The 23,885-nt window shown below is 55.0% G+C and carries 29 protein-coding genes; 12 read left to right on the top strand and 17 right to left on the bottom strand.

What is annotated here, in order from left to right:
* Positions 1–62 precede the first annotated feature (62 nt).
* Complete coding sequence (locus C5687_RS04105; protein ID WP_003856054.1) at positions 63–269, bottom strand: DUF1107 domain-containing protein; 207 nt, start codon at positions 267–269, stop codon at positions 63–65.
* A 324-nt stretch (positions 270–593) separates the two neighbouring features.
* Between C5687_RS04105 and C5687_RS04110 the strand changes: the two genes are divergently transcribed.
* Positions 594–1,151 (top strand): YtfJ family protein, encoded by a 558-nt coding sequence (locus C5687_RS04110; RefSeq protein ID WP_047957610.1) that lies wholly within the window; start codon positions 594–596, stop codon positions 1,149–1,151.
* On the opposite strand, the gene cysQ is transcribed toward C5687_RS04110, so the two are convergent.
* The gene (cysQ, locus tag C5687_RS04115; protein ID WP_025758296.1) at positions 1,145–1,885 is read right to left on the bottom strand and encodes a 3'(2'),5'-bisphosphate nucleotidase CysQ; all 741 of its coding nucleotides are present in this window, start codon (positions 1,883–1,885) and stop codon (positions 1,145–1,147) included. The two genes, C5687_RS04110 and cysQ, sit on opposite strands and share 7 nt — an antisense overlap.
* Before the next feature lie 190 nt (positions 1,886–2,075).
* Here cysQ and C5687_RS04120 point away from each other — a divergent pair, with 190 nt between their 5' ends.
* A complete protein-coding gene (locus C5687_RS04120) occupies positions 2,076–4,019 on the top strand; it encodes a bifunctional 2',3'-cyclic-nucleotide 2'-phosphodiesterase/3'-nucleotidase (protein WP_104556466.1) in 1,944 nt (647 codons plus the stop codon).
* 68 nt (positions 4,020–4,087) lie between these two features.
* Here the strand turns inward: C5687_RS04120 and C5687_RS04125 are convergent, their stop codons facing one another.
* Positions 4,088–4,474, bottom strand: coding sequence for a winged helix-turn-helix transcriptional regulator (locus C5687_RS04125; RefSeq protein ID WP_025758293.1), 387 nt, complete (start codon positions 4,472–4,474; stop codon positions 4,088–4,090).
* Between the two features lie 84 nt (positions 4,475–4,558).
* On the opposite strand from C5687_RS04125, the gene C5687_RS04130 reads away from it, so the two are divergent.
* From C5687_RS04130 to C5687_RS04140, 3 genes are all read left to right on the top strand, one after another.
* The gene (locus tag C5687_RS04130; RefSeq protein WP_104556467.1) at positions 4,559–5,407 is read left to right on the top strand and encodes an SDR family oxidoreductase; all 849 of its coding nucleotides are present in this window, start codon (positions 4,559–4,561) and stop codon (positions 5,405–5,407) included.
* An 81-nt stretch (positions 5,408–5,488) separates the two neighbouring features.
* On the top strand, positions 5,489–6,313 hold the full coding sequence (locus C5687_RS04135; RefSeq protein ID WP_025758291.1) for an AraC family transcriptional regulator: 825 nt from the start codon (positions 5,489–5,491) through the stop codon (positions 6,311–6,313).
* A gap of 75 nt (positions 6,314–6,388) precedes the next feature.
* A complete protein-coding gene (locus C5687_RS04140) occupies positions 6,389–7,354 on the top strand; it encodes a DMT family transporter (RefSeq protein ID WP_104556468.1) in 966 nt (321 codons plus the stop codon).
* A gap of 39 nt (positions 7,355–7,393) precedes the next feature.
* Here C5687_RS04140 and C5687_RS04145 read toward each other — a convergent pair whose 3' ends face one another.
* Complete coding sequence (locus C5687_RS04145; protein WP_104556469.1) at positions 7,394–9,043, bottom strand: methyl-accepting chemotaxis protein; 1,650 nt, start codon at positions 9,041–9,043, stop codon at positions 7,394–7,396.
* A gap of 244 nt (positions 9,044–9,287) precedes the next feature.
* Here C5687_RS04145 and ytfE point away from each other — a divergent pair, with 244 nt between their 5' ends.
* The gene (gene ytfE / locus C5687_RS04150; RefSeq protein WP_104556470.1) at positions 9,288–9,950 is read left to right on the top strand and encodes an iron-sulfur cluster repair protein YtfE; all 663 of its coding nucleotides are present in this window, start codon (positions 9,288–9,290) and stop codon (positions 9,948–9,950) included.
* A 94-nt stretch (positions 9,951–10,044) separates the two neighbouring features.
* On the opposite strand, the gene cycA is transcribed toward ytfE, so the two are convergent.
* Both cycA and fklB read right to left on the bottom strand, forming a co-directional pair.
* Complete coding sequence (cycA, locus tag C5687_RS04155; protein ID WP_008502891.1) at positions 10,045–11,454, bottom strand: D-serine/D-alanine/glycine transporter; 1,410 nt, start codon at positions 11,452–11,454, stop codon at positions 10,045–10,047.
* Positions 11,455–11,766: 312 nt separating this feature from the next.
* On the bottom strand, positions 11,767–12,387 hold the full coding sequence (gene fklB, locus C5687_RS04160) for a BamJ family beta-barrel-assembly machinery protein (RefSeq protein ID WP_008502892.1): 621 nt from the start codon (positions 12,385–12,387) through the stop codon (positions 11,767–11,769).
* A gap of 233 nt (positions 12,388–12,620) precedes the next feature.
* On the opposite strand from fklB, the gene C5687_RS04165 reads away from it, so the two are divergent.
* Complete coding sequence (locus C5687_RS04165; RefSeq protein WP_095452387.1) at positions 12,621–13,265, top strand: OapA family protein; 645 nt, start codon at positions 12,621–12,623, stop codon at positions 13,263–13,265.
* Positions 13,266–13,333: 68 nt separating this feature from the next.
* Here C5687_RS04165 and rplI read toward each other — a convergent pair whose 3' ends face one another.
* The 4 genes from rplI to rpsF are packed head-to-tail and all read right to left on the bottom strand — an operon-like array spanning position 13,334 to position 14,773.
* The gene (gene rplI / locus C5687_RS04170) at positions 13,334–13,783 is read right to left on the bottom strand and encodes a 50S ribosomal protein L9 (RefSeq protein WP_003856039.1); all 450 of its coding nucleotides are present in this window, start codon (positions 13,781–13,783) and stop codon (positions 13,334–13,336) included.
* A 41-nt stretch (positions 13,784–13,824) separates the two neighbouring features.
* Positions 13,825–14,052 carry a 30S ribosomal protein S18 gene (rpsR, locus tag C5687_RS04175; protein ID WP_000135199.1) on the bottom strand — a complete coding sequence of 76 codons (228 nt, stop codon included), beginning with the start codon at positions 14,050–14,052 and terminating at the stop codon, positions 13,825–13,827.
* A gap of 4 nt (positions 14,053–14,056) precedes the next feature.
* The gene (priB, locus tag C5687_RS04180; protein ID WP_025758284.1) at positions 14,057–14,371 is read right to left on the bottom strand and encodes a primosomal replication protein N; all 315 of its coding nucleotides are present in this window, start codon (positions 14,369–14,371) and stop codon (positions 14,057–14,059) included.
* Positions 14,372–14,377: 6 nt separating this feature from the next.
* Entirely contained in the window at positions 14,378–14,773 is a 396-nt protein-coding gene (rpsF, locus tag C5687_RS04185) for a 30S ribosomal protein S6 (RefSeq protein WP_025758283.1), read from the bottom strand.
* A gap of 340 nt (positions 14,774–15,113) precedes the next feature.
* Between rpsF and yjfY the strand changes: the two genes are divergently transcribed.
* The gene (yjfY, locus tag C5687_RS04190; protein ID WP_025758282.1) at positions 15,114–15,389 is read left to right on the top strand and encodes a DUF1471 family protein YjfY; all 276 of its coding nucleotides are present in this window, start codon (positions 15,114–15,116) and stop codon (positions 15,387–15,389) included.
* Between the two features lie 140 nt (positions 15,390–15,529).
* On the opposite strand, the gene C5687_RS04195 is transcribed toward yjfY, so the two are convergent.
* Genes C5687_RS04195 through ulaA form a run of 6 tightly spaced genes read right to left on the bottom strand, consistent with a single transcriptional unit; the run spans position 15,530 to position 19,937 of the window.
* Positions 15,530–16,216: an L-ribulose-5-phosphate 4-epimerase gene (locus tag C5687_RS04195; protein WP_059385657.1), complete on the bottom strand. Its 687-nt coding sequence runs from the start codon at positions 16,214–16,216 to the stop codon at positions 15,530–15,532.
* Positions 16,209–17,069 carry an L-ribulose-5-phosphate 3-epimerase gene (locus tag C5687_RS04200; protein WP_059385656.1) on the bottom strand — a complete coding sequence of 287 codons (861 nt, stop codon included), beginning with the start codon at positions 17,067–17,069 and terminating at the stop codon, positions 16,209–16,211. The genes C5687_RS04195 and C5687_RS04200 overlap by 8 nt, the downstream gene beginning before the upstream one ends.
* A 9-nt stretch (positions 17,070–17,078) precedes the next feature.
* Positions 17,079–17,729: a 3-keto-L-gulonate-6-phosphate decarboxylase UlaD gene (gene ulaD, locus C5687_RS04205; RefSeq protein ID WP_025758278.1), complete on the bottom strand. Its 651-nt coding sequence runs from the start codon at positions 17,727–17,729 to the stop codon at positions 17,079–17,081.
* Between the two features lie 12 nt (positions 17,730–17,741).
* Entirely contained in the window at positions 17,742–18,209 is a 468-nt protein-coding gene (gene ulaC, locus C5687_RS04210; RefSeq protein ID WP_104556471.1) for a PTS ascorbate transporter subunit IIA, read from the bottom strand.
* 9 nt (positions 18,210–18,218) lie between these two features.
* On the bottom strand, positions 18,219–18,524 hold the full coding sequence (ulaB, locus tag C5687_RS04215) for a PTS ascorbate transporter subunit IIB (protein ID WP_104556472.1): 306 nt from the start codon (positions 18,522–18,524) through the stop codon (positions 18,219–18,221).
* A 12-nt stretch (positions 18,525–18,536) separates the two neighbouring features.
* The gene (gene ulaA / locus C5687_RS04220; protein WP_104556473.1) at positions 18,537–19,937 is read right to left on the bottom strand and encodes a PTS ascorbate transporter subunit IIC; all 1,401 of its coding nucleotides are present in this window, start codon (positions 19,935–19,937) and stop codon (positions 18,537–18,539) included.
* Between the two features lie 358 nt (positions 19,938–20,295).
* On the opposite strand from ulaA, the gene ulaG reads away from it, so the two are divergent.
* Positions 20,296–21,360 (top strand): L-ascorbate 6-phosphate lactonase, encoded by a 1,065-nt coding sequence (ulaG, locus tag C5687_RS04225; RefSeq protein WP_047957597.1) that lies wholly within the window; start codon positions 20,296–20,298, stop codon positions 21,358–21,360.
* Between the two features lie 110 nt (positions 21,361–21,470).
* Positions 21,471–22,226 carry an HTH-type transcriptional regulator UlaR gene (gene ulaR / locus C5687_RS04230; RefSeq protein WP_045284422.1) on the top strand — a complete coding sequence of 252 codons (756 nt, stop codon included), beginning with the start codon at positions 21,471–21,473 and terminating at the stop codon, positions 22,224–22,226.
* Here the strand turns inward: ulaR and yjfP are convergent.
* A complete protein-coding gene (gene yjfP / locus C5687_RS04235; protein ID WP_104556474.1) occupies positions 22,223–22,945 on the bottom strand; it encodes an esterase in 723 nt (240 codons plus the stop codon). The genes ulaR and yjfP overlap by 4 nt on opposite strands.
* 138 nt (positions 22,946–23,083) lie before the next feature.
* Here yjfP and bsmA point away from each other — a divergent pair, with 138 nt between their 5' ends.
* Both bsmA and yjfN read left to right on the top strand, forming a co-directional pair.
* Complete coding sequence (bsmA, locus tag C5687_RS04240) at positions 23,084–23,413, top strand: biofilm peroxide resistance protein BsmA (protein WP_025758271.1); 330 nt, start codon at positions 23,084–23,086, stop codon at positions 23,411–23,413.
* A 136-nt stretch (positions 23,414–23,549) separates the two neighbouring features.
* Positions 23,550–23,837 (top strand): DUF1471 family protease activator YjfN, encoded by a 288-nt coding sequence (gene yjfN / locus C5687_RS04245; RefSeq protein ID WP_021240708.1) that lies wholly within the window; start codon positions 23,550–23,552, stop codon positions 23,835–23,837.
* Positions 23,838–23,885 lie beyond the last annotated feature (48 nt).

Consider the following 23,885-nt stretch of genomic DNA (forward strand, 5'->3'; position numbering starts at 1 on the left):
CCCCAGAAACATCAACGGCTCCCATCGGGAGCCGTTTGTTTAACTACTGCATAGCACGTTGGTTAAGCCATCTCAGTTTGCAGACGCATAACCTGACGGTTGACTTCGGACATCACAGACAGGTGCTGTTTGTCCTTCACTTTTGGGATAAGGATCTTGCCCTTATCAAACTCAAAAGCGCCAACATCCTTGATATACAACCGTCCACGGAACAGGATCTTCACGTACTTCGCCACCTGAAGCGGGTTGTAGCGTTGGAAAATTTTCATTCTTGTATCTCCTGCGAATCATACGCTCTTGCGGTGCCACAATCGGCCCGACTGTCCTGAGCGCAAATTTTAATGCCCAATGACTATAGACCAGAACTACGTTGTTACCCAGTGTGCATAAGTTTATTTACCGTTTGATTACAATTATTCAGAATAATCTTTGCAAACCGCCACTGAGGGCAGTATAAGCCGTCGTTTTTTCGTGGATATGTGCGTTGACCCGCAAACTGGCATCGCGATTGCGGGAAAACCACATTGATCGCACTTATCATTAAAAGCGCATGACCAAGTGGTCGGATCACCTGCAAACAATAAGGAAACGCCATGACCCTACGTACTATCCTTGCCGCAGCTTGCCTGCTGCTGCCTCTGTGGGCTTGCGCTCACAACATTGAAAAAGGACAACGTGTACCGCCAGTCGGCATTGCTGACCGGGGAGAATTGATTCTCGACAATGATAAGTTTAGCTATAAACCCTGGAATAGCGCGCAGCTCGCGGGCAAAGTGAGAGTTGTACAACATATTGCCGGTCGTACATCTGCAAAAGAGAAAAATGCCAACCTCGTGGAAGCGATCAAAGCCGCAAAATTCCCTCATGACCGCTACCAGACCACCACCATTGTGAATACCGATGACGCCATTCCAGGCTCCGGGATGTTTGTGCGCTCAAGCCTTGAGAGTAATAAAAAGCTCTACCCGTGGTCGCAGTTTATCGTCGACAGCAACGGCGTGACGCGTAAGGCATGGCAGCTTGAGGAAGAGAGCTCTGCGATTATCGTGCTGGATAAAGAGGGCCGCGTAGAGTGGGTAAAAGACGGGGCATTGACCCAGGAAGAGGTGCAGCAGGTTGTCGACCTGCTGCATAAGCTGCTGACTCAATAAATAGAGACGCGGAAGCCGGGGTTGAGGAACGATTCGCGTGGGGTATAGTCCAGCGGTTTGCCCTGCCAGTCATGAACATGCGCCCCGGCAGCCGCGGCCACGGCATGCCCGGCCGCGGTATCCCAGATGTTGGTTGGCCCAAAGCGTGGGTACAGCTGCGCATGCCCCTCCGCCACCAGGCAGAATTTCAGCGATGAGCCAATCGAGGTGGTCTGGTGTTCACCCAGCTGTTGCAGATACTCCTGCAGCTCGCTGTCGCTGTGCGAGCGGCTAATCACCACCAGCGGTGGACGCGCATCGCGCACCTGGATCTGCTTACGTACGCCGCACTCTTCCTTCCAGGCCTTCCCGTCTGCGGCGCTGTACATCACTTTCAACACCGGCGCGTAGACCACGCCCAGCACCGCTTTGCCTTTCTCAATCAGGGCAATGTTGACGGTGAACTCACCGTTGCGCTTGATGAACTCTTTCGTCCCGTCCAGCGGGTCTACCAGCCAGTAACGCTGCCAGTGCTGACGCTCTTCCCAGCTTTGCGGCGCTTCTTCAGAGAGCACAGGGATGTCCGGCGTTAAGGCCTGTAAACCCTGCAGGATCACCTTATGCGCCGCGATATCCGCTGCCGTGACCGGAGAATCATCTGCTTTGCTGACAACCTCCATGGGTTTACTACCGTCATACACCTGCATGATGGCTTCCCCCGCATCCCGTGCGAGCTGACAAATCTTATCTAGCATTTTCCACCTCTTTGTTAACGCAGTGAGGTTAACTCTTTGTTTTAGTTATATCGTAATGTGAACAATTCCGCTATCTGTGAAGCAATTCCGGTTTCAGGTTACTTTTTTCTGTCAGGATTCACATTTCTGTAAGCAACACGTTATAGATACATACTCTTTTGTGGCCTGGATCGAAAAAAGGACTCCTCTGATGATTAAGTTTAGCGCAACGCTCCTGGCGACGCTGATTGCAGCGAGCGTGCAGGCGGCGACGGTTGATCTGCGTATTCTGGAAACAACCGACCTGCACAGCAACATGATGGACTTCGATTACTACAAAGATACCCCGACGGAAAAATTCGGTCTGGTACGTACGGCAAGTTTGATCAACGCCGCGCGCGGTGAAGTGAAAAACAGCGTGCTGGTCGATAACGGCGATCTCATTCAGGGCAGCCCGCTCGGCGATTACATGGCGGCGAAGGGACTGAAAAAAGGCGAGATCCACCCTGTGTATAAAGCGATGAACACGCTGGACTACACCGTCGGCAACCTCGGCAACCACGAATTCAACTACGGCCTGAAATATCTGCATGATGCGCTGGCAGGGGCCAAATTCCCGTACGTTAACGCCAATATCATCGACGTTAAGACCCAAAAGCCGCTCTTTACCCCTTACCTGATTAAAGAGACAGAGGTGGTCGACCAGGACGGTAACAAGCAGACGCTTAAAATCGGCTACATCGGTTTTGTGCCGCCGCAAATCATGACGTGGGATAAGGCGAATCTCAGCGGCAAAGTCACCGTTAACGACATTACCGAGACCGCGCGTAAATACGTGCCGGAGATGCGCGAGAAAGGGGCGGATTTGGTTGTCGTGGTCGCCCATTCCGGCCTCTCGGCCGATCCGTACCAGGCCATGGCAGAAAACTCCGTGTACTATCTGAGTGAAGTTCCGGGCGTCGACGCGATCCTCTTCGGCCACGCTCACGCGGTCTTCCCGGGCAACGATTTTGCCAGCATCAAAGGAGCGGACATCGAGAAAGGGACGCTCAACGGTGTGCCATCGGTGATGCCAGGCATGTGGGGCGACCATCTCGGCGTGGTGGATCTGGTGCTGAATAACGACGGCGGCAGCTGGAAGGTCACGCAGTCAAAAGCTGAAGCGCGCCCGATTTACGACGCGGCAGCGAAAAAGTCACTGGCGGCGGAAGATAAAAAGCTGGTCGACGTGCTGAAGCACGATCACGACGCCACCCGTGAATTCGTCAGCAAACCGATCGGCAGATCCGCCGACAATATGTACAGCTTCCTGGCGCTGGTGCAGGATGACCCGACCGTCCAGGTGGTCAACATGGCTCAGAAAGCCTATGCCGAACACTTTATTCAGGGCGATCCGGATCTGGCAAAACTGCCGGTCCTCTCCGCCGCGGCACCGTTCAAAGTGGGCGGGCGTAAGAACGATCCGGCAAGCTATGTGGAGGTTGAAAAGGGCCAGTTGACCTTCCGTAACGCCGCCGATCTCTATCTCTACCCGAACACCCTGGTGGTAGTAAAAGCGACCGGTCAGGAGGTAAAAGAGTGGCTGGAGTGCTCCGCCGGGCAGTTTAACCAGATTGATCCGCACAGCAGTAAGCCGCAGTCGCTGATTAACTGGGACGGTTTCCGCACCTACAACTTCGACGTGATCGACGGTGTGAATTACCAGATTGACGTGACCCAACCGGCGAAGTATGACGGCGAGTGTCAGACGATTAACCCGCAGGCAGAGCGCATCAAAAACCTGACCTTCAACGGCAAAGCGATTGATCCCAAAGCCACCTTCCTGGTGGTGACCAATAACTATCGCGCCTACGGCGGCAAATTTGCCGGTACGGGGGACAGCCACATCGCCTTTGCCTCGCCGGACGAAAACCGCGCGGTGCTGGCCGCCTGGATCGGCGCGGAGTCGAAAAAGCGTGGAGAAATTCACCCGGCGGTGGATAACAACTGGCGTCTGGCGCCGATCCACAGCGCGACGCCGCTGGACATCCGCGTTGAAACCTCACCGTCCGATAAGGCAGCCGCGTTTATTAAGGATAAGGCGCAGTATCCGATGAAACAGGTGGCGACAGATGATATTGGGTTCGCCATTTATCAGCTTGACCTGAGCAAGTAAAAGAAAAACTTCCCTCTCCCTGTGGGAGAGGGTCAGGGTGAGGGCATCAGGCCGCACATTCCTGCCTTTTACGCCGCCCGCTCGTCCCGATTCGCCATCACCTTCGGCGTATTCACCTCGATCCAGTCCGCCAGCGCGGCGACTTTCTCGCTCACCTCTACGCCAAGCGGCGTCAGGCTATACTCTACGTGCGGCGGCACAACCGGATACGACACGCGATCGACAAACCCGTCCATCTCCAGCGCCTGGAGTGACTGGGACAGCATCTTTTCACTTACGCCGCCCATTTTACGGCGCAGATCGCTAAAGCGGTGCGTTCCCTCACGCAGGGCCAGCAGAATCAGTACCCCCCAGCGGCTGGTCACGTGTTTGAGTACCTCCCGCGAAGGACACTGTTCCGCGAAAAGATTGCCATCGCGCATTTGTTCGCTGAGCGTCGGGATCGTTGTTTTCATACTTACCTTTTTGTACGTACTTACTAAAAGTTAGCTATGGTGCTAGTGTGCCACAACACCAGACAAACACGAAGGAGATTCATCATGATCGCGATTACCGGCGCTACCGGCCAGCTTGGCCATCTTGTTATCGAACAGCTGCTAAAAACCGTCCCGGCCGGCCAGATTGTAGCCATCGTACGTAACCCGGCGAAAGCGCAAGCCTTGAGCCAGCAGGGGATTGTGGTGCGTCAGGCTGACTACACCAACGAAGCCGCCTTCACCGCTGCGCTGAATGGCGTGGATAAGCTGCTGCTGATCTCGTCCAGCGAAGTCGGCCAGCGCGCGACACAGCACCAGAACGTGATTAACGCCGCCAAAGCCGCTGGCGTGAAATTTATCGCCTACACCAGCCTGCTGCATGCGGATACCTCTCCGCTGGGTCTGCACATTGAGCACGTTGCCACGGAAAACGCGCTGGCGGCGTCCGGCATTCCTTATGCCCTGCTGCGCAACGGCTGGTATACCGAAAACTATCTGGCAAGCGCGCCGCCTGCGCTGGAGCATGGCGTCTTTATTGGTGCAGCCGGTGACGGCAAGATTGCCTCTGCCACCCGCGCAGACTATGCCGCAGCGGCGGCCAAAGTGATTGCTGAAGAGGGTCATGCGGGCAAGGTCTACGAACTGGCAGGCGACCACGGCTGGACGCTGAGCGAACTGGCGGCTGAACTCAGCAAACAGAGCGGGAAGCCGGTCACCTATCAGAACCTCAGTGAGGCGGATTTTGCCGCCGCGCTGAAGGGGGTTGGTCTGCCGGCAGGGCTGGCGGATATGCTGGCGGACTCCGATGTGGGCGCGTCGAAAGGCGGCCTGTACGACGACAGCCGTACCCTGAGCAAACTGATCGGCCGCCCGACCACGCCGCTGGCGGAGAGCGTCAAAGCCATCCTGTAATTGTTAAGAACTGGTTATTTTTTGTGGCATCCCCTCGGGTCATCTTTGATAATGGAGAGATGACCCATGAGGAGGCTCCCCGTGCAAGGCGTACCGGAACAGTTCATTGATGAGAGAGACCACGCGCGCTTTCGCCATCTGGCACAGGTGCCGGGCATCGAACTCTATCACGCGCATATTTCCCGCTATGCCTTTGAGCCTCACACTCACGAAGCCTTCGGAATCGGCACCATTGAAACCGGTGCCGAGCGTTTTCGCTATCGCGGCACCCAGCATCTCGCCCCTGAAAAATCCGTTGTGACCATGAACCCGGACGAGATCCATACAGGTGAATCCGCCACCGAAGACGGCTGGCGCTACCGGATGGTGTACATCGAACCCGATCTGCTGGAAGAGGTTACCGGCCTCCGGCACTGGTGGTTTAGCGATGTGACCCGTTATGACCCGCTGCGCTCGCAGCAAATCGGCAGACTCATTTATGGTTTGTGGCACACGGACGACCCGCTGGCGCAAAAAGGGCTGCTGCTGGATCTGATTGAGACCTTCCAGCCGTTAGCCCACCACGCGCCGGTTATTCACGAAGGGGCACACCGGTTCGAACGGGTGCGTGAGTATCTGCACGATAACTATATGCACGCCCTGACGCTGGACGAGCTGGCCAGCGTGGTCTCGCTGAGCCCGTACCATTTCCAGCGCCAGTTCAAAGCCCATTTTCATGTGACGCCGCATCAGATGCTGATGGCCATCCGCCTGTGGCGCGCCAAGGCGTTCCTCACGCACGGCATGCCCGCAGCAGAAGTCGCCGCCGCAACCGGGCTGACCGACCAGTCGCATTTAACCCGCGCGTTTACCCGCCGCTACGGTATTACCCCCGTGCGCTATCAGAAGCAGGTCGCCCGGCGCTAATGCGCAATCTCATACAATACGGCCCCCTTTGCCCCGCCTACACTGATCGCAACGTGAATCAATGTGGATGGAAAAATGATTAGTGGTGTGTTGTATGCCCTGCTGGCCGGGATGATGTGGGGGCTGATTTTTGTCGGTCCGCTGATCGTGCCCGAATACCCGGCACTGCTGCAGTCGACAGGACGTTATCTGGCGCTGGGGCTGATTGCCCTCCCCCTGGCGTGGCTGGGACGCGCGCGCTTGCGTCAGCTTAGCCGTCAGGACTGGGGCACCGCGCTGGCGCTGACCATGATGGGTAATCTTATCTATTACGTGTGCCTCGCCAGCGCCATCCAGCGTACCGGCGCGCCGGTGTCGACCATGATTATCGGCACGCTGCCGGTCGTCATCCCCGTCTTTGCGAACCTGCTCTACAGCCAGCGAGATGGCAAACTGGCGTGGTCAAAAATGGCGCCAGCGCTGATCTGCACCGCCGTGGGTCTGGTATGCGTCAATATTGCCGAACTGCGTCATGGGCGGGTGGACTTCAGCCTCTGGCGTTACGGCTCGGGGATCGGCCTAGCGTTTATTTCTGTCGCATGCTGGGCCTGGTATGCCCTGCGCAATGCGCGCTGGCTGCGGGAGAACCCGGATAAACATCCAATGATGTGGGCAACGGCGCAGGCGCTGGTGACGCTGCCGGTCTCACTGGCGGGATATGTTGGGGCGTGTATCTGGTTAAGCCATCAACAGCCGGACTTCCCCCAGCCCTTCGGACCGCGACCGTGGGTCTTTGTCGGGCTGATGATCGCCATTGCCGTCCTCTGCTCCTGGGTGGGCGCGCTGTGCTGGAACATTGCCAGCCAGAAGCTGCCGACGGTGATCTTAGGTCCGCTGATCGTCTTCGAAACCCTGGCCGGGCTGCTGTATACCTTCCTGATGCGCCAGAGCGTGCCGCCGCTGTTAACGGCCTGCGGGATCGCGTTGCTGGTAGTAGGGGTGGTGATGGCCGTTAAAGCAAAGCCGGAAAAACCGAGGGTCGTTCCGGCGTCGGAGATGTGATTTTTGCCGGGTGGCGGCTACGCCTTACCCGGCATGATATTAAAACGTTTCCCAGTTCGCTTCAGACGCAGCCGCGACGGGCTGCGCTTTAGGCACGTAGGTTTTTACCGGTGCCGTTTTGACCGCCTGGTTGCGGATGATTTTAAACACCGCCACCGCATCGTTCAGACGAGCAGCCTGGTCTTCCAGCGCGGCAGCCGCGGCCGCAGACTCTTCCACCAGCGAGGCGTTCTGCTGGGTCACGCGGTCCATCTCGGCTACCGCCTGGCCCACCTGGTCGATACCGCGGCTCTGCTCGTCAGAAGCCGAGGCAATTTCACCCATGATGTCGGTCACGCGGGTAACCGCATTAACGATCTCAGCCATCGTGGCTCCGGCTTCATTAACCAGCTGCGAGCCGGCGTTTACCCGCTCGCCGGAATCATCGATCAGCGCTTTGATCTCTTTCGCCGCCTGGGCGCTGCGCTGAGCCAGGGTACGCACTTCACCGGCCACCACCGCAAAGCCACGCCCCTGCTCACCTGCTCGCGCCGCTTCCACCGCCGCGTTAAGCGCCAGGATATTAGTCTGGAAGGCAATACCGTCGATCACGTTGGTAATTTGCGCGATTTTAGTGGAGCTGGTGGCGATCTCTTCCATTGTACGCACAACGCCTTCGACCACGTTTCCGCCCTTCTTCGCCGTTGAAGAGGCATCCAGCGCCAGACGGGAAGCCTGACGCGCGTTATCGGCGTTCTGCTTCACGGTTGCCGTCAGCTGTTCCATGCTGGCTGCCGTCTCTTCCAGGGAAGCAGCCTGCTGTTCGGTACGGGAAGAGAGATCGTTACTGCCGGCAGAAATTTCACCGGCACCAGTGTAAATGGTATCGGCCCCTTCTCGCACCACGCCCACGGTGTTCGCCAGCGAGGTTTGCATCTCCTGCACGTTGCGCGCCAGGATCGCCATTTCATTGTTACCGTCTGCCTGAATCGGCTGGGTCAAATCCCCTGCCGCAATGGCACGGATATGGTTGATGACCTCTTCCAGCGGCAGCAGCAGCACGCGGCGCATGGCTATCCAGCTGGAAATAATCACCACAATCACCAGCAACATCACCGCAGAGAGGATCCACAGGATGCGCTTGTAATCACTTTCATTATCCTGAATGCCTTTATCTGTCAGCGCAGCCTGCGCTTCACGCCATTCACGATAAACCGTCTGCATCGCGTTTTGTTTTTGCTCCGCATTCTGCTTAAACATATCTTCCAGATTGCCCTGGCTCAGCAGAACGTTCATTTGCGTCAGCGTCGCGGAGTATATGCGGTACTGCTCTTCAAGCCGGTTCGCCAGGTTTTCATCCAGCCCCGGGGTATTCGGCAAGGCATAATATTTATCGTAATGGACCTGCGCTTCCGCCAGCAGGTTTTTCGCCGTGTTCACCAGCTCATTTAACTGGCCGCCGTTAATCTGCGAGGCCATGCTGCTTTGCAGGCGCAGCATCCCGCGGTTCAGGGTGACGCGCGCCTGGTTCAGGCTGATCCACGCGTCGGTAAACTCCGCCACATTTTTGCTGGAAAGCTGCGACACGGTGAAGTTGTCTTTATCGTTATTCAGCGCGTTGATAAAGATACCGGCGGAAATCACTTGCATGATGCCGAGCACAAGCAGCACCGAAATGAGAAGGGTAATGACTTTTATACGTTTAAACATGCGTTGCCTTTGTTATATGCAGGTTTGTCTGACGTGGATCTATCGGCAGGCGCGGCGGGTTGTTTACTGTTTCTCCACTTTTAAAAAGTTTCTAAAGGATTTTCCCGAGCCCATTCAGGGAGTTAAAAGAGCTATTTTTTTGTGATCTGCATCGCATTTTCACCCTTCCCTCCTAAGGGTTATAGCATCACCATAAAGATGCATTTAATATGCAATTTATATTATTGATGACGAGGTAACTGCTATGGCCTTACGCGACCAACCCCTTGGCGAGCTGGCGCTCTCCATTCCTCGCGCTTCTGCGCTGTTCCGTAAATACGATATGGATTACTGCTGCGGTGGTAAACAAACCCTGGCGCGTGCGGCTTCGCGCAAGGCGCTGGACGTTGAGGTAATTGAAGCAGAGCTGACACAGCTGGCCGAGCAGCCTGTCGACAAGGACTGGCGCGCCGCCCCGCTTGCGGAAATCATTGACCATATCATCAAACGTTACCATGACCGTCATCGCGAACAACTGCCGGAACTGATCCTGCAGGCGACCAAAGTGGAACGCGTTCATGCCGACAAACCTTCCGTACCCCGCGGCCTGGCGAAATACCTGACCCTGCTGCACGAAGAGCTCTCCAGCCACATGATGAAAGAGGAGCAGATCCTCTTCCCGATGATAAAACAGGGAATGGGCAGTCAGGCGATGGGGCCCATCAGCGTAATGGAAAGCGAACATGATGAGGCGGGCGAACTGCTGGAGGTGATCAAGCACACCACCCACAACGTCACCCCGCCACCGGAAGCGTGCACCACATGGAAAGCGATGTATAACGGCATTAACGAGATGATCGATGACCTGATGGAGCACATCAGTCTGGAGAATAACGTTCTGTTCCCGCGGGCATTAGCGGGGGAATAAAAAGCCCGGTGCAGCGTGATGCCCTCACCCCGGCCCTCTCCCACGGGGAAGGGTGCAAAGACTAAAAACGGCAACCGAAGTTGCCGTTTTGCTTTTACCGCATGCCTGCCATCCGTTTCTTACCGATAAACATCCAGCCCAGCCCCAGCGCGATAAACCACAGCGGCGTGACGATCAGTGCCTGACGGGTGTCATCTTCCAGCGTCAGCAGAACCAGTACGAACACGAAGAACGCCATGCACACCCAGCACATCAGCTTGCCCAGCGGCATTTTGTAGATCGATTTTTCATGCAGGTGTGGACGCTGCTTGCGGTACACCAGATATGAACACAGGATGATGGTCCAGACGAACATGAACAGAATCGCAGAGACCGTGGTGATCATGGTAAACGCGCCAATCACGCTTGGGTTCACATAGAGCATTACCACGCCGCCCAGCAGGCACATGCAGGAGAAGGTCAGCCCTTTCGCCGGTACGGCACGTTTAGACAGCTTAGCAAACGCGCTCGGCGCCACGCCTTCCTGCGCCAGACCAAACAGCATACGGCTGGTAGAGAACACGCCGCTGTTGGCCGACGAGGCCGCAGAAGTCAGCACCACGAAGTTAATCAGGCTCGCGGCAGCAGGCAGACCCACCAGCACGAACAGCTCAACGAACGGGCTCTTGCTTGGCACCACTGAACTCCACGGCGTCACAGACATAATGATGATCAGCGCGAAGACATAGAACATGATGATACGCACCGGAATGGAGTTGATTGCGCGCGGCAGTGATTTCTCCGGATCTTTGGTTTCCGCAGCGGTCGTACCGACAAGCTCAATCCCCACAAAGGCGAACACCGCGATCTGGAAGCCCGCAAAGAAGCCACTGATGCCTTTCGGGAACCAGCCCCCGTCATTCCACAGATGGGTGAACGATGCCTGAACACCGGTTGGGGACTGGAAGTGCGTCAGCACCATAACCAGACCCACCACGATGAGTCCGACAATCGCCACGATCTTAATCATCGCGAACCAGAACTCCATCTCACCGAACATTTTAACGGTGGCCAGGTTGAGGCTCAGCAGCAGCACAATGACCGCCAGCGAGGCCACCCAGTCCGACAGTCCCGGGAACCAGAACTGCGCGTAAGCCGTGATCGCCACGACATCCGCCATACCGGTCACCACCCAGCAGAACCAGTAGGTCCAGCCCGTGAAATAGCCTGCCCACGGCCCGAGCAGGTCAGAAGCAAAGTCGCTGAAGGATTTGTATTCGAGGTTCGAGAGCAGCAATTCACCCATTGCACGCATCACGAAGAACAGCATAAAACCGATAATCATATACACAAATATGATTGACGGTCCGGCGAGACTGATGGTTTTGCCTGACCCCATAAACAGCCCGGTACCGATGGCACCCCCAATGGCAATAAGCTGAATATGACGGTTTGTGAGATTGCGCCGTAGCGACTGTTCAGACGACGCCTCTTCGTCGGCGACGACTTTGACCTGATCTACCATGTGATATTTTCCTGTTTATGCCTGTCTGTGTTGTTAAGGCTCTTCTGGCCTTTAAATACGTCAAAAGATGACGTTCCCCGTGTAAGGGCTAATCGATATTAGGTAAGAATCGGCGGGATGAACACTATGATTTAGATATTATGTTAACAATATGTTGAAAGTGAGTGTCATATCACTCATACAGCGCGAAACAGCTCACAAAAATACACGCAACAGTTTCGTTTGCAAGATAAAATATTGATTACGTCGTAACTATAGGTTTTAACACTATTTTCCCCTCCCCAACCGGGGAGAGGAAATAAGAAAAGTCGATTACAGAATTTCCAGCAGCTCGACTTCAAATACCAGGGTGCTGAATGGCGGAATGGACGCGCCAGCGCCACGTTCACCGTAAGCCAGGTTATGCGGGATAGTCAGTTCCCATTTGGAACCGACTGGCATCAGGGTCAGCGCTTCGATCCAGCCCGCGATAACGCCGTTCACCGGGAACTCAGCCGGTTCGCCGCGCGCGACGGAGCTGTCGAAGACGGTACCGTCGATCAGTTTACCGGTGTAGTGGACGCGAACGTGGTCGGTACGCGCCGGGATTGCGCCGTCGCCCTGATTGATCACGCGGAACTGCAGACCGGACTCGGTGCTGTTCACGCCTTCACGCTCACGGTTCTCTTCGAGATATTTCACACCTTCGGCTGCCATCTCTTCAAAGCGCGCACGACGCACGGCGTCAGCACGTTCGTGGATTTCACGCAGCGCACGGTGTACGACATCGACCGGAACGGCAGGCTGTTTGCCTTCCAGCGCGTCAGCAATACCCGCCACCAGCGCTTCTGGTAACAGACCTTCCAGGCCGGATTCGCTCAGTTGCTGTCCTACCTGCAAGCCGATACCGTAACTTGCCTGCGCTTCGATAGTGTCAAAAGTCGGGGTGGTCATGGGTTTTCCTTCCATCACATTTAAAGTAGCGGGCAGCATATCAGCCATGCCCTTATGGGTAAAACTTTGTCTGAAGTTAAGGTGACAAACCGCGACGAAACAGAAACAATAGAGAGAACCAGGATTAATCCCGAACTGATGTCACGGATGTCGGGTTTGCTACGTCGTTCAGGCAGTTAGCAAACTATACTTCGGAGCACAGGATAAAAAAGACGCGGAGCAGGAGGAGTGCCATGCCCGGGCGATTTGAACTGAAACCTACCCTGGCGAAAATCTGGCAGGCGCCGGACAATTTTCGCATCATGGATCCGCTGCCGCCTCTGCATCGCAGAGGGATCATCATTGGCGCGTTGATGGTGATCGTGGGCTTCCTGCTTCCTTCCGGTGGCGATGATGTCGATACCGCGCCCGTCACCCGCAACGCTCAGTTGGACATTCAGTCGCAAACGCGACCGCAGCCTGACGCACAACCCATCCAGACGCAACTCGTCACCCCGTCGAACGATCCGGGTCAGGTCGCGCCGGTTGAGCCGGAGCCCATTCAGGATGAACAGCCGCAGGAGCAGGCCGCCACCCCGTCTGCGCCACCGGCACAACAACCCACCGGTATTGAACAGCAGTGGCGTTCCTATCGCGTGGAGCCGGGCAAAACCCTGGCGCAGCTGTTCCGCGACCACAACCTGCCGCCGACCGACGTCTATGCCATGGCGCAAGTGGAAGGCGCGGGTAAGCCGCTCAGTAACCTGCAGAACGGGCAGATGGTGCAGATTCGCCAGAATGCCAGCGGTGTGGTGACAGGATTAACGATTGATACCGGCAATGGTCAGCAGGTGCTGTTTACTCGCCAGCCTGACGGCAGTTTTATCCGGGCGCGTTAAAAACCGGTTTCTTTAAAAAGCAAAACGCCGGCGCAAGGCCGGCGTTTCAACGTGAGCAGAGTAAAAAATTACTCAGCTACAACGTTAACAACCAGTTTAGCGAACACTTCGCTGTGAACCTGGAAGTCAACTTCGTGCTCACCAGTGGTACGCAGAACGCCGTTCGGCAGACGAACTTCGCTCTTAGCCACTTTAACGCCTGCTGCAGTAACTGCATCAGCGATATCGCGGGTACCGATGGAACCGAACAGTTTACCTTCGTCGCCAGCTTTGGAAGCGATGGTAACAGTGCCCAGTGCGTTGATTGCTTCAGCGCGAGCATTAGCAGCCGCCAGAACGTCAGCCAGTTTGGCTTCCAGTTCAGCGCGACGTGCTTCGAAAAACTCTACGTTTTTCTTGGTAGCTGGAACAGCTTTACCCTGTGGAACCAGGAAGTTACGAGCGTAGCCCGCTTTAACGTTTACCTGATCACCCAGGCTGCCCAGGTTTGCTACTTTATCAAGCAGAATAACTTGCATTACCTTATCCTCTTAAAGTCGTATTAATGGACCGTGCCCGATTACTGATGACGATCAGTGTACGGCAGCAGGGACAGGTAGCGAGCGCGTTTGATAGCGCGAGCCAGCTGACGCTGATATTTTGCACGAGTACCGGTGATACGGCTTGGGACAATCTTACCGCTTTCGGTGATGTAGTTTTTCAGCGTTGCGATATCTTTATAGTCGATCTCTTGAACGCCTTCCGCGGTGAAACGGCAGAACTTGCGACGACGGAAATAACGTGCCATATGGCTAGTCTCCAGAATCTATCAAATCAATCTGCTCGGCATGCAGAACCATTTTGCTCAGACCGTTCTTTGCCTTGTGGCAAGAAATGAACCCCTGAACGATTACTGCACTACCGACCGTTAAACTGTGAGTAATGGCCTGGTTTTCGTGTCCGCTAACAATAACGGGCATTTGGCACCACGCCTGCCGGTGAAACCCGGCTTCCTCTTGCACAGAACGATGCTCAAGCACGAACTGGCAATGCGGAATTCCTGATGGACTGACCTTTCGAAGGGGAGCCCTGCATACGATGCCGGACAACGCCAGACGGTTGGTCATCAGAAATTACTCTTCAGAATCCCCAGCATCAGAATCATCTGCGGTTTCGTTTGCGAAATCATCGCGACGCTCACGGCGCTCGTCTTTCGCTTTAACCATCGGAGATGCTTCGGTAACTGCGTGTTTAGTACGCATAACCATGCTGCGGATAACGGCATCGTTGAAGCGGAAGTTAGTTTCCAGCTCATCGATCACTTCCTGCGGCGCTTCAACGTTCATCAGAACGTAGTGAGCTTTGTGCAGTTTGTTGATCGGGTAAGCCAGCTGACGGCGGCCCCAGTCTTCCAGACGGTGGATCGTGCCCGCTGCTGCAGTGATTGCACCAGTGTAGCGCTCGATCATACCCGGAACCTGTTCGCTCTGGTCAGGATGGACCATAAAAACGATTTCGTAATGACGCATCGAATTGCTCCTTACGGATTATTCAGCCTCCTGTCTGGGTCAGCCGAGGCCCGGGGAGGCAAGGAACGTGTTAAAGGTCGGCTGAAAAATTGACGCGTCATAATACTTGCGCGCCCCCGGAAACTCAAGCTGATTGCACAAATAATTCGCACAAAGCGTAAAGCTGGTCTAAGTGGGTGATTTAAAATTAATCGCATCAGGAAGCGGTGTTTTTTTGAACAACTGCATCAGAAATGGTCACGCATCCCCGCCGGATGAGTGATTACACTTTAATCAGAGATCACCTGAATTAAAGAAGGAGCATCCCCCTCTCACAGCACGCAGTCGTGGAGCGCAAATCATGAAAAAAATCGCATTAGCCATTATGGCGGCGCTTTTGCTCAGTGCAAACGCGATGGCAGCCATCAAAATAGACGGCCGGCAGGCCAGGAACATGGATGATGTGCAAAGCTTGGGCGTAATCTACATTAATCATAATTTCGCCACTGAAAGTGAAGCAGATCAGGCGCTTAATGAAGAAACCGATGCACAGGGCGCAACCTACTATCACGTCGTTCTGACGCGTGAGCCCGGCAGCAACGGCAATATGCACGCCAGTGCAGATATTTACCGATAACGCTTTAACGCTAGCACCAGGAAAGCCAACAACGAGAACATAGCCATAGTTTACGTTGCCCCCTGCCCGGGGGCTTTTTTTTGTGAATGGCTCTGAAATACCACCGGTTACAACTGTTTTCGGTATTCCAGAGCACTTATTCACTTCTGCCCGTAATAGGCATTCGGGCCGTGCTTGCGCATGAAATGCTTGTTCATCAGGTAATCATCAATGCCCTGAAGCTGTGGGTTGATGCCGCGGGCAATCCACGCCATGCGTGCCACCTCCTCCATCACGACAGCATTATGTACCGCGTCGTGAGCATCTTTTCCCCAGGCGAACGGACCGTGCTGATAGACCACAATACCCGGCGTATGCAACGGTTCAGTTTCACCCAGCGTATCGATAATCACCTTCCCGGTATTGAGTTCGTACTCCCCTTCCACTTCAGCCTGCGTTAACGCGCGGGTGCAGGGAATGTCGCCAAAGAAGTAGTCCGCATGAGTCGTGCCCAGCGCCGGAATAGCCAGCCCCGCCTGCGCCCAGGCCGTGGCATGGGTCGAGTGGGTATGCACGACGCCGCCCAGTGATGGATAGCGTCGGTACAGCGCCAGATGCGTGGCCGTATCTGAAGAGGGACGCCATTTTCCCTCCACAACCTGTCCGTTGAGATCCACCACCACCATATCGTCAACGGTCATGGTGTCATACGCTACGCCGCTCGGTTTGATCACCACCCGCCCCTGCTCGCGATCGATAGCGCTGACATTGCCCCAGGTGAACGTAACCAGTCCGTAACGCGGGAGATCCATATTGGCCTCAAAGACTTGCTGCTTGAGCTTAAGCATATTCAGCCTCCAGTAACCCCGCCTGCGCCATGCGCTCGCGCACCCAGTCCCGGGCTTTTGCCACTTCCGCGGCCGGGTCGTCCGACGTTTCACTCCACATCTCAATCAGGTACGGCCCGCAGTAGCCTGTCTGTTTGAGCGTCTGGAAGCACCGTTCAAAATCCACCACCCCGGTGCCGAACGGAACATTTTTGAATACGCCAGGACGGGTATCTTTGACGTGAACCGCCACGATATGCCCGATCCCCGCCTGCAGCTCCATTTGTACGTCGTTATCCCACGCCGACAGATTGCCGATATCAGGATAGAGCTGGAACCACGGGTTGTTCAGGTAGTGCGCGTAGCCCAGCGCCTTACTGATGGAGTTCATCAACGGATAATCCATGATCTCCATCGCCAGCGTCACCTGCGCGCGGCTGGCCATCTCGACGCTCTCTTTCAGGCCGTCACGAAAACGACGGCGCGTTTCATCATTAGCTTCCTGGTAGTAAACGTCATACCCGGCGAGCTGAATCACGCGAATGCCAACATCCTGCGCAAAACGAATGGCTTTACGCATGATCGCCAGCCCCTGCGCGCGCACAGCATCATCTTCGCTGCCAAGCGGAAAACGACGGTGGGCGCTGAGGCACATGGAAGGCACGCGCACGCCCGTTTCCGCGATAGCGCTCACCAGCGCCAGACGCTGTTCGCGGCTCCAGTCGAGGCGAGAGAGACGCGCATCCGTCTCATCCACTGACATTTCGACAAAATCGAAATCCAGCTGTTTTGCCAGCTGCAACCGCTCCAGCCAGCACTCCCCCGCAGGGAGTGCCTTTTCATAGATGCCAAGCGGGACCTGTTTTGACAACATACCCGCTCCTTAGCCCCAAAGCTGAGCGATTGAGCGTTTGAACTGACGCGCGGCTTCCACCGGAGAGGCCGCATCACGAATGCTACGCCCCGCAATAAAGACGTGAATCGGGATGCCCTTGAACAGCGGCAGATCTTCCAGCGCCAGACCACCGGTAACGGTCACTTTAAAGCCCATATCCGCCAGGCGTTTAATCGCGCTGATATCCGCATCGCTCCACGCCACGCCTGCGGCCTGGGCATCACGGCTGCGGTGATAAACCACCTGCTGAATGCCAGCCTCGCGCCACGCCTGTGCCTGCTCCCAGGTCCAGAAACCGGTCAGTTCTATCTGCACATCGCCGTTGAACTCTTTTGCCACATCCAGCGCACCTTTCGCGGTGTTGATATCCGCACAGCAGATCACGGTGACCCAGTCAGCGTTAGCTTCGAAGCACATGCGGGAGAGAATTTTTCCGGCGTCAGCAATTTTGGCATCCGCCAGCACGATTTTGTGTGGATAGAGCGCTTTCAGGTCGCGAACGGCGCGAACGCCCTCGCCTACGCACAGAATGGTGCCCACCTCGATGATGTCCACTTCTTCGGCGATCAGACGGGTGGTTTCGTAAGCGTGGGACAACGTCTGGTTATCCAGCGCAACCTGCAACATCGGTAATGACATTTTCAATTCCTCTTAAACGGCCGCCGCTGTGGCGTTATCAATTAAATCCAGAACGTCCTGCGCAGTGCGGCAGGCGCGTAAACGGTCAAAATTCACTTCGTCATCAAACAGATTAACGATCTGCATGATGCCGACCTCCTGATGGGTGTTGGCATCCACGGCCGCCATGGTGATTAGAATGTCGACCGGGTCGTTATCTTCATGGTTAAACACCAGCGGGGTTTTCAGCGTCACCAGCGCGAAGCCGGTTTTCTTCACCCCCTCTTCCGGACGTCCATGCGGCATGGCCAGGCCTGGCGCAATGACAAAGTAAGGGCCGTGCTGTTCCACGCCATCAAGAATGGCCTGGTAATAACGCGGCTCGACCACGTCAGCCTTAACCAGTAAGTCCACGCTCAGCTTGACCGCTTCCTGCCAGGTGCTGGCCTCAGCCTGTAAAAGGATGGAGTTATTCTCCGCCAGCGAATCACGTAGTTTCATTGGGCGTCCTTACTTCACGTCTTGTGGAAAGTGTTCTTTGATCACGTCCAGCAGCTTGGGGCCAAAATCCGCTGGCGACAGCATGTTGCGGACGCCCACCACAAATTTATTGCCTGACACACTAATTTCACCGGCGATATGGGTAGAGGCGATGATGATATCCGCGCCGTTCAGCTCGCTTTTGTATTCGCCCACTGCACAGCTGTTTACCGTGTGGTCAATGTTGGACTGGGTTAAAAACTGGTCCACTTTCATCTTCATGATCATGGAGCTACCTTGCCCATTGCCACAGACAGCCAGAATACGTACGGTCATAATCGAAACTCCTTAATGAGCAGAAACTTCTGCTGTTTGTTTTTCCGCATCTTCTTCAGCGCGCAGCGCGCGACTCGCGAAGAACATATAAGCCAGAGCAATCAGGATAATGACGGCCATAAAGACCAGTCCGACGGAGGCGAAGCCCTGCATCATCGGTGGGGCCAGAATTGACCAGTCCGCCATGCCCATCCAGGCGCTCATACCGGTGAGCTTGACCGCCCACACGCAACCGAAGATTTCCACCATGCCCATCACCAGGCAGATCTTGAGCGCTGCGCGCCAGCCGCCAAAGTGGTTCGCAAAGACGCCGATGGTGGCGTTGGAGAAGAACATCGGGATAAAGCCTGGAATGATCAGAATGGACGAGCCGCAGCCCACCAGGATGCCCACCGCAATCAGCTGGCCGATGGTGCCCCACATAAAGCCCCAGACCACCGCGTTTGGCGCGAAGCTGTAGATAGCGGCGCAGTCGATGGCCAGCACCGCGCCGGGAATCAGGCGCTGGGAGATCCCGTTGAAGGCTTCGGAGAGCTCAGCAACGAACATACGGACGCCCTGAGTAATGATGAAAATCGCCACCGCGAAGGAGAAACCGGTCTGCAGGATATAGACCGTCCAGTGGGTTTTCCCCGCCATCGCCTGCACCACGTCAATACCGAAGGAGAGCAGAATGGCCCCGAAGAAAATGGTCATCACAATGGCGGTTGAGACGATGTTGTCGTGGAAAATATTCAGCCAGCCCGGCAGCTTAAGATCTTCAACGCTGTCCTCTTTTTTTCCCAGGTACGGAGCAACTTTGTAAGCAATCCAGGAGGCAAACTGCTGCTGATGGCCGATGGAGAAGCCACAGCCGTCAGTGACGTCTTGCGTCGGCTTGTACATCATGTTGGAGGTGATCCCCCAGTAGAGCGATACCAGCACGGCCGTGCAGATAATCGTGGTCCACATGGGGTAACCGAAGATATAGAGAGACACCGCGATCAGCCCCGCCTGCTGGAACATGATGTGCCCCGTCAGCATGATGGTGCGAATACCGGTAATGCGGCGCAGCAGAACGTAAAGGATATTCAGCGCCAGCGCGAGCAGAACCGCGTAACCCACCCAGCTGTAGGCATCCCCCATACGATCGATGGTGGCCATCATTGAGGCATAGGTATCAGAGATCGCGCCGTTGATACCATACACTTCCGACATTTTCGCCACGACCGGCTTAAAGGTGCTGGTCAGGATGCCAGACCCTGCCTGCAACAGCATGAAGCCGATAATGGTCTTAATCGTGCCTTTGATAATCACGCTCACGCTTTTACGCAGCAGGATATAACCCAGGCACGTCACAATCCCCAGCAGCAGCGGGGCGTTAGTCATTACCTGATTAAAGAAAACGGTAAAGACGTTGTAGAGGATCTCCATAACTCTCTCCAGCAATGAGAACACAAGGGGCAATCCCTGTGAGGTTGGTGTCATCACTCTATTAATCACAAATAATCACCACAAGATTGCATTTGATTATTTGTGACGTATCCCGCAAATTATTTCCATGCAGTTAGTAATGGCTTTTTCATTCGCATCGAAAAATCAAATTAACCAATATAATTCAATCGATTAATTTTTATCACGAACTCGTTTAACAAGGTGAAAGCGGCAAAACCGTGAAGTAGAACAGATAAAGTTCCGCATTTTCACCATTGCAAAGTGCGTAAAAGGATGCCAGCATTAATCACAACAAATCACAATATGATTACTTTTGATTAAAGCAGGAGTGAAAACGATGAGTAAAGTGAACACCATCACCCGTGAATCATGGATTCTGAGCACCTTCCCGGAATGGGGTAGCTGGCTGAATGAAGAGATCGAGCAGGAAAACGTGGCTCCTGGTACCTTTGCAATGTGGTGGTTGGGTTGCACCGGCATCTGGCTGAAATCAGAGGGTGGCGCGAATATCTGTGTCGATTTCTGGTGCGGCACGGGCAAACAGAGCCACGGCAACCCGCTGATGAAAAAAGGGCATCAGATGCAGCGCATGGCGGGTGTCGAAAAACTACAGCCGAACCTGCGTACGACACCGTTTGTGCTTGATCCCTTTGCGATTCGCCAGATCGATGCCGTGCTCTCCACTCACGATCATAACGATCATATCGACGTCAACGTGGCGGCAGCTGTGATGCAAAACTGCCCTGACAACGTGCCGTTTATCGGGCCGCAGACCTGCGTGGATTTATGGGTCGGCTGGGGAGTGCCAAAAGAGCGTTGCATCGTGATGAAGCCAGGCGACGTGGTGAAAATCAAAGACATTGAAATCCATGCGCTGGATGCCTTTGACCGTACCGCATTGATTACCCTGCCAGCCGATCAAAAGGCCGCGGGCGTTTTGCCAGACGGTATGGATGAGCGTGCAGTCAACTATCTGTTTAAAACCCCTGGCGGTTCCCTCTACCACAGCGGTGACTCTCACTACTCTAATTACTATGCGAAGCACGGTAACGAACATCAGATTGATGTGGCGCTGGGCTCCTACGGCGAGAACCCGCGCGGTATTACTGACAAGATGACCAGCGCCGATATGCTGCGCATGGCGGAAGCACTGAACACCAAAGTGGTGATCCCGTTCCACCATGATATCTGGTCGAATTTCCAGGCCGATCCGCAGGAAATCCGCGTATTGTGGGAGATGAAGAAAGATCGCCTGAAGTATGGCTTCAAGCCGTTCATCTGGCAGGTCGGCGGCAAATTCACCTGGCCGCTGGACAAAGATAATCTCGAATATCACTACCCGCGTGGTTTCGATGATTGCTTCACCATTGAGCCTGACCTGCCATTCAAGTCCTTCCTCTGATTGTGCAGCCGCCTCGCCAGACAGGATGCCTGGCGAGGTCATATTTCTTTTAGTATTTTCAGGCTATTTCAAATATTATCTTTTCAAATCAATTCTTATCGGAATAGCTCATGACGGAAGCGCAACGGCATCAAATTCTCCTGGAACTCCTGGCGCAAACAGGGTTCGTCACCGTCGAGAAAGTGATCGAACGTTTAGGGATCTCCCCGGCAACGGCGCGGCGGGATATCAACAAGCTGGACGAAAGCGGCAAACTGAAAAAAGTCCGCAACGGGGCAGAGGCCATCAGCCAGCAGCGCCCTCGCTGGACCCCGATGAATATCCATCAGGCACAAAATCATGATGAAAAAGTGCGAATTGCCAGAGCCGCGTCACAGCTGGTGAATCCCGGCGAGAGTGTGGTCATCAACTGCGGCTCCACGGCGTTTCTGCTGGGTCGCGAAATGTGCGGCAAGCCGGTGCAAATCATCACTAACTACTTACCGCTCGCTAACTATCTGATCGATCAGGAGCACGAGAGCGTGGTGATCATGGGCGGCCAGTACAACAAGAGTCAGTCCATTACGCTCAGCCCGCAGGACAGCGAAAACAGTCTCTATGCCGGACACTGGATGTTTACCAGCGGCAAAGGCCTGACCGCGGATGGCCTGTATAAAACCGATATGTTGACCGCCATGGCGGAACAAAACATGCTCAACGTCGTGGGCAAGCTCGTGGTGCTGGTCGACAGCAGCAAAGTGGGCGAGCGCGCAGGGATGTTATTCAGCCGCGCCGAACAGATCGACATGGTGATCACCGGCAAAGGCGCCAACCCGGAAATCCTCCAGAAGCTGGAGGATCAGGGCGTAAAAATCCTGCGCGTTTAAAGGTGCTGGCGGAAAAACGCTACCGTGGCGTCCAGCGCCGTTGGCGTGATGCGGTGGCGGACGCCCGCTTCCCACAGGCACGTCAGATTACCGTCCCGTCCTTCATGCTTTAACGCCTGCTGTAGACGGAAAGTGCCTTCGGGTGGTACCACATCATCCGCATCACCGTGCCACAGCAGCAGCGGGCGATCGGCCAGACGTGGCAATGCCCGGGTCACCTCCCACTCTGCCAGCTTCGCCGTCACTTCCGCGACATCCTGAGGGGGGAAAAGGGTCTTCGCCAGCGACGTAAAATAGCCCGAGCCCATCAAACAGGCGACGGACGTCACGTCAGGATGATGCGTCATAATCCCCAGCGCGGCCATCCCCCCCATCGACGCCCCGGCCACGGCCAGTCGATTGTCGGCCACCAGCCCGGCCGCATAAAGCGCATCACGCAACCCGGCAAACTCGGTCAAACTGCCGTGCAGAATGTACCAGAACCGCCCAAGCCGCGCCTGTTCATCGCCCGTGAAGCGTGCGCCGTGGTCGGGAGCATCCGGCATCACTACCCGAAACCCCGCCTGCGCCAGCGCCACTGCAAAATAACTGTAAACCAGTTTTGATGACGTAAACCCGTGATAGAAAACGACAACCGGTAGCGGTTTATCACGTTTGCCCGCGGGCGTGGCGTGTAAAATCTCATGGTCGCCGAGGTGGCGTATTTCAATTTCAATCATTGTCGACCCTCTGCGAATGTATGATTCATAATGTTGAGAACTGGGTTACGCTTTCACGTCATTTTCATTCGAAATATACGTCCCAGCTAACACTTCGGGAACATTCCCCCGCAAACTCAATTCACAGACAACTACACTATGGCTATCAGGAAACGAGATATGGTTATGCGCAGGTTTGCTGCTTTATTGCTGGTGTTTCTGCTCAGTGGCTGTAGCGCGCTGCAGGGTACGCCGCAACCCGCTCCACCGGTCGCCGATCATCCACAGGAGATTCGTCGTAATCAGACGGAAGGATTACAACGAATGGGCACCGTCTCCGCGCTGGTTCGCGGTTCTCCGGATGACGCAGAAGAGGCAATAAAAGCACAAGCCGTCGCCGCCAAAGCAGATTACTACGTCATCATTATGATCGACGAAACCATCATAACGGGACAGTGGTACTCACAGGCAATTTTGTACCGTAAATAATGGTTTTCCTTTGAACGACATTTACACTGCTTTGCGTCCATAGACATTTTCCTGTCCACAATAAACTCCACGACCGCGTCAATGGAAGGGAGTTTATTCGCGAAGGATTGCCCGGCGGATACCGGAGATATGTGAAATGGAGCTGACGATGAAACGAACTCTTGCTTTGACCTCTCTGTTGCTCTCAGCAGGCCTGGTGAGCACAACCGCGCAGTCGGCAGAATTCGCCAGTGCTGATTGTGTGACTGGCCTGAATGAAATTGGCCAGATCTCCGTGAATAATATCTCGGGGAGCCCGCAGGACGTTGAACGTGTCGTGGCATTAAAGGCCGATGAGCAGGGTGCTTCCTGGTATCGCATCATCCAGATGCAGGAAGATAACCATATTGACCACTGGCGGGTACAGGCCATTCTCTACGTATAATCCCCTCCTGATAAAAGCCACTTATTTTTAGTGGCTTTTCGTTTTTGC

The organism is Enterobacter sichuanensis (genome assembly GCF_002939185.1).
Classification (GTDB): domain Bacteria; phylum Pseudomonadota; class Gammaproteobacteria; order Enterobacterales; family Enterobacteriaceae; genus Enterobacter; species Enterobacter sichuanensis.

Bases quoted from the DNA above. Each gene is read 5' to 3' on its own strand.
- C5687_RS04105 (WP_003856054.1), bottom strand. From the start codon at position 269: ATGAAAATTTTCCAACGCTACAACCCGCTTCAGGTGGCGAAGTACGTG.
- C5687_RS04110 (WP_047957610.1), top strand. From the start codon at position 594: ATGACCCTACGTACTATCCTTGCCGCAGCTTGCCTGCTGCTGCCTCTG.
- cysQ (WP_025758296.1), bottom strand. From the start codon at position 1,885: ATGCTAGATAAGATTTGTCAGCTCGCACGGGATGCGGGGGAAGCCATC.
- C5687_RS04120 (WP_104556466.1), top strand. From the start codon at position 2,076: ATGATTAAGTTTAGCGCAACGCTCCTGGCGACGCTGATTGCAGCGAGC.
- C5687_RS04125 (WP_025758293.1), bottom strand. From the start codon at position 4,474: ATGAAAACAACGATCCCGACGCTCAGCGAACAAATGCGCGATGGCAAT.
- C5687_RS04130 (WP_104556467.1), top strand. From the start codon at position 4,559: ATGATCGCGATTACCGGCGCTACCGGCCAGCTTGGCCATCTTGTTATC.
- C5687_RS04140 (WP_104556468.1), top strand. From the start codon at position 6,389: ATGATTAGTGGTGTGTTGTATGCCCTGCTGGCCGGGATGATGTGGGGG.
- C5687_RS04145 (WP_104556469.1), bottom strand. From the start codon at position 9,043: ATGTTTAAACGTATAAAAGTCATTACCCTTCTCATTTCGGTGCTGCTT.
- ytfE (WP_104556470.1), top strand. From the start codon at position 9,288: ATGGCCTTACGCGACCAACCCCTTGGCGAGCTGGCGCTCTCCATTCCT.
- cycA (WP_008502891.1), bottom strand. From the start codon at position 11,454: ATGGTAGATCAGGTCAAAGTCGTCGCCGACGAAGAGGCGTCGTCTGAA.
- fklB (WP_008502892.1), bottom strand. From the start codon at position 12,387: ATGACCACCCCGACTTTTGACACTATCGAAGCGCAGGCAAGTTACGGT.
- C5687_RS04165 (WP_095452387.1), top strand. From the start codon at position 12,621: ATGCCCGGGCGATTTGAACTGAAACCTACCCTGGCGAAAATCTGGCAG.
- rplI (WP_003856039.1), bottom strand. From the start codon at position 13,783: ATGCAAGTTATTCTGCTTGATAAAGTAGCAAACCTGGGCAGCCTGGGT.
- rpsR (WP_000135199.1), bottom strand. From the start codon at position 14,052: ATGGCACGTTATTTCCGTCGTCGCAAGTTCTGCCGTTTCACCGCGGAA.
- priB (WP_025758284.1), bottom strand. From the start codon at position 14,371: ATGACCAACCGTCTGGCGTTGTCCGGCATCGTATGCAGGGCTCCCCTT.
- rpsF (WP_025758283.1), bottom strand. From the start codon at position 14,773: ATGCGTCATTACGAAATCGTTTTTATGGTCCATCCTGACCAGAGCGAA.
- yjfY (WP_025758282.1), top strand. From the start codon at position 15,114: ATGAAAAAAATCGCATTAGCCATTATGGCGGCGCTTTTGCTCAGTGCA.
- C5687_RS04195 (WP_059385657.1), bottom strand. From the start codon at position 16,216: ATGCTTAAGCTCAAGCAGCAAGTCTTTGAGGCCAATATGGATCTCCCG.
- C5687_RS04200 (WP_059385656.1), bottom strand. From the start codon at position 17,069: ATGTTGTCAAAACAGGTCCCGCTTGGCATCTATGAAAAGGCACTCCCT.
- ulaD (WP_025758278.1), bottom strand. From the start codon at position 17,729: ATGTCATTACCGATGTTGCAGGTTGCGCTGGATAACCAGACGTTGTCC.
- ulaC (WP_104556471.1), bottom strand. From the start codon at position 18,209: ATGAAACTACGTGATTCGCTGGCGGAGAATAACTCCATCCTTTTACAG.
- ulaB (WP_104556472.1), bottom strand. From the start codon at position 18,524: ATGACCGTACGTATTCTGGCTGTCTGTGGCAATGGGCAAGGTAGCTCC.
- ulaA (WP_104556473.1), bottom strand. From the start codon at position 19,937: ATGGAGATCCTCTACAACGTCTTTACCGTTTTCTTTAATCAGGTAATG.
- ulaG (WP_047957597.1), top strand. From the start codon at position 20,296: ATGAGTAAAGTGAACACCATCACCCGTGAATCATGGATTCTGAGCACC.
- ulaR (WP_045284422.1), top strand. From the start codon at position 21,471: ATGACGGAAGCGCAACGGCATCAAATTCTCCTGGAACTCCTGGCGCAA.
- yjfP (WP_104556474.1), bottom strand. From the start codon at position 22,945: ATGATTGAAATTGAAATACGCCACCTCGGCGACCATGAGATTTTACAC.
- bsmA (WP_025758271.1), top strand. From the start codon at position 23,084: ATGGCTATCAGGAAACGAGATATGGTTATGCGCAGGTTTGCTGCTTTA.
- yjfN (WP_021240708.1), top strand. From the start codon at position 23,550: ATGGAGCTGACGATGAAACGAACTCTTGCTTTGACCTCTCTGTTGCTC.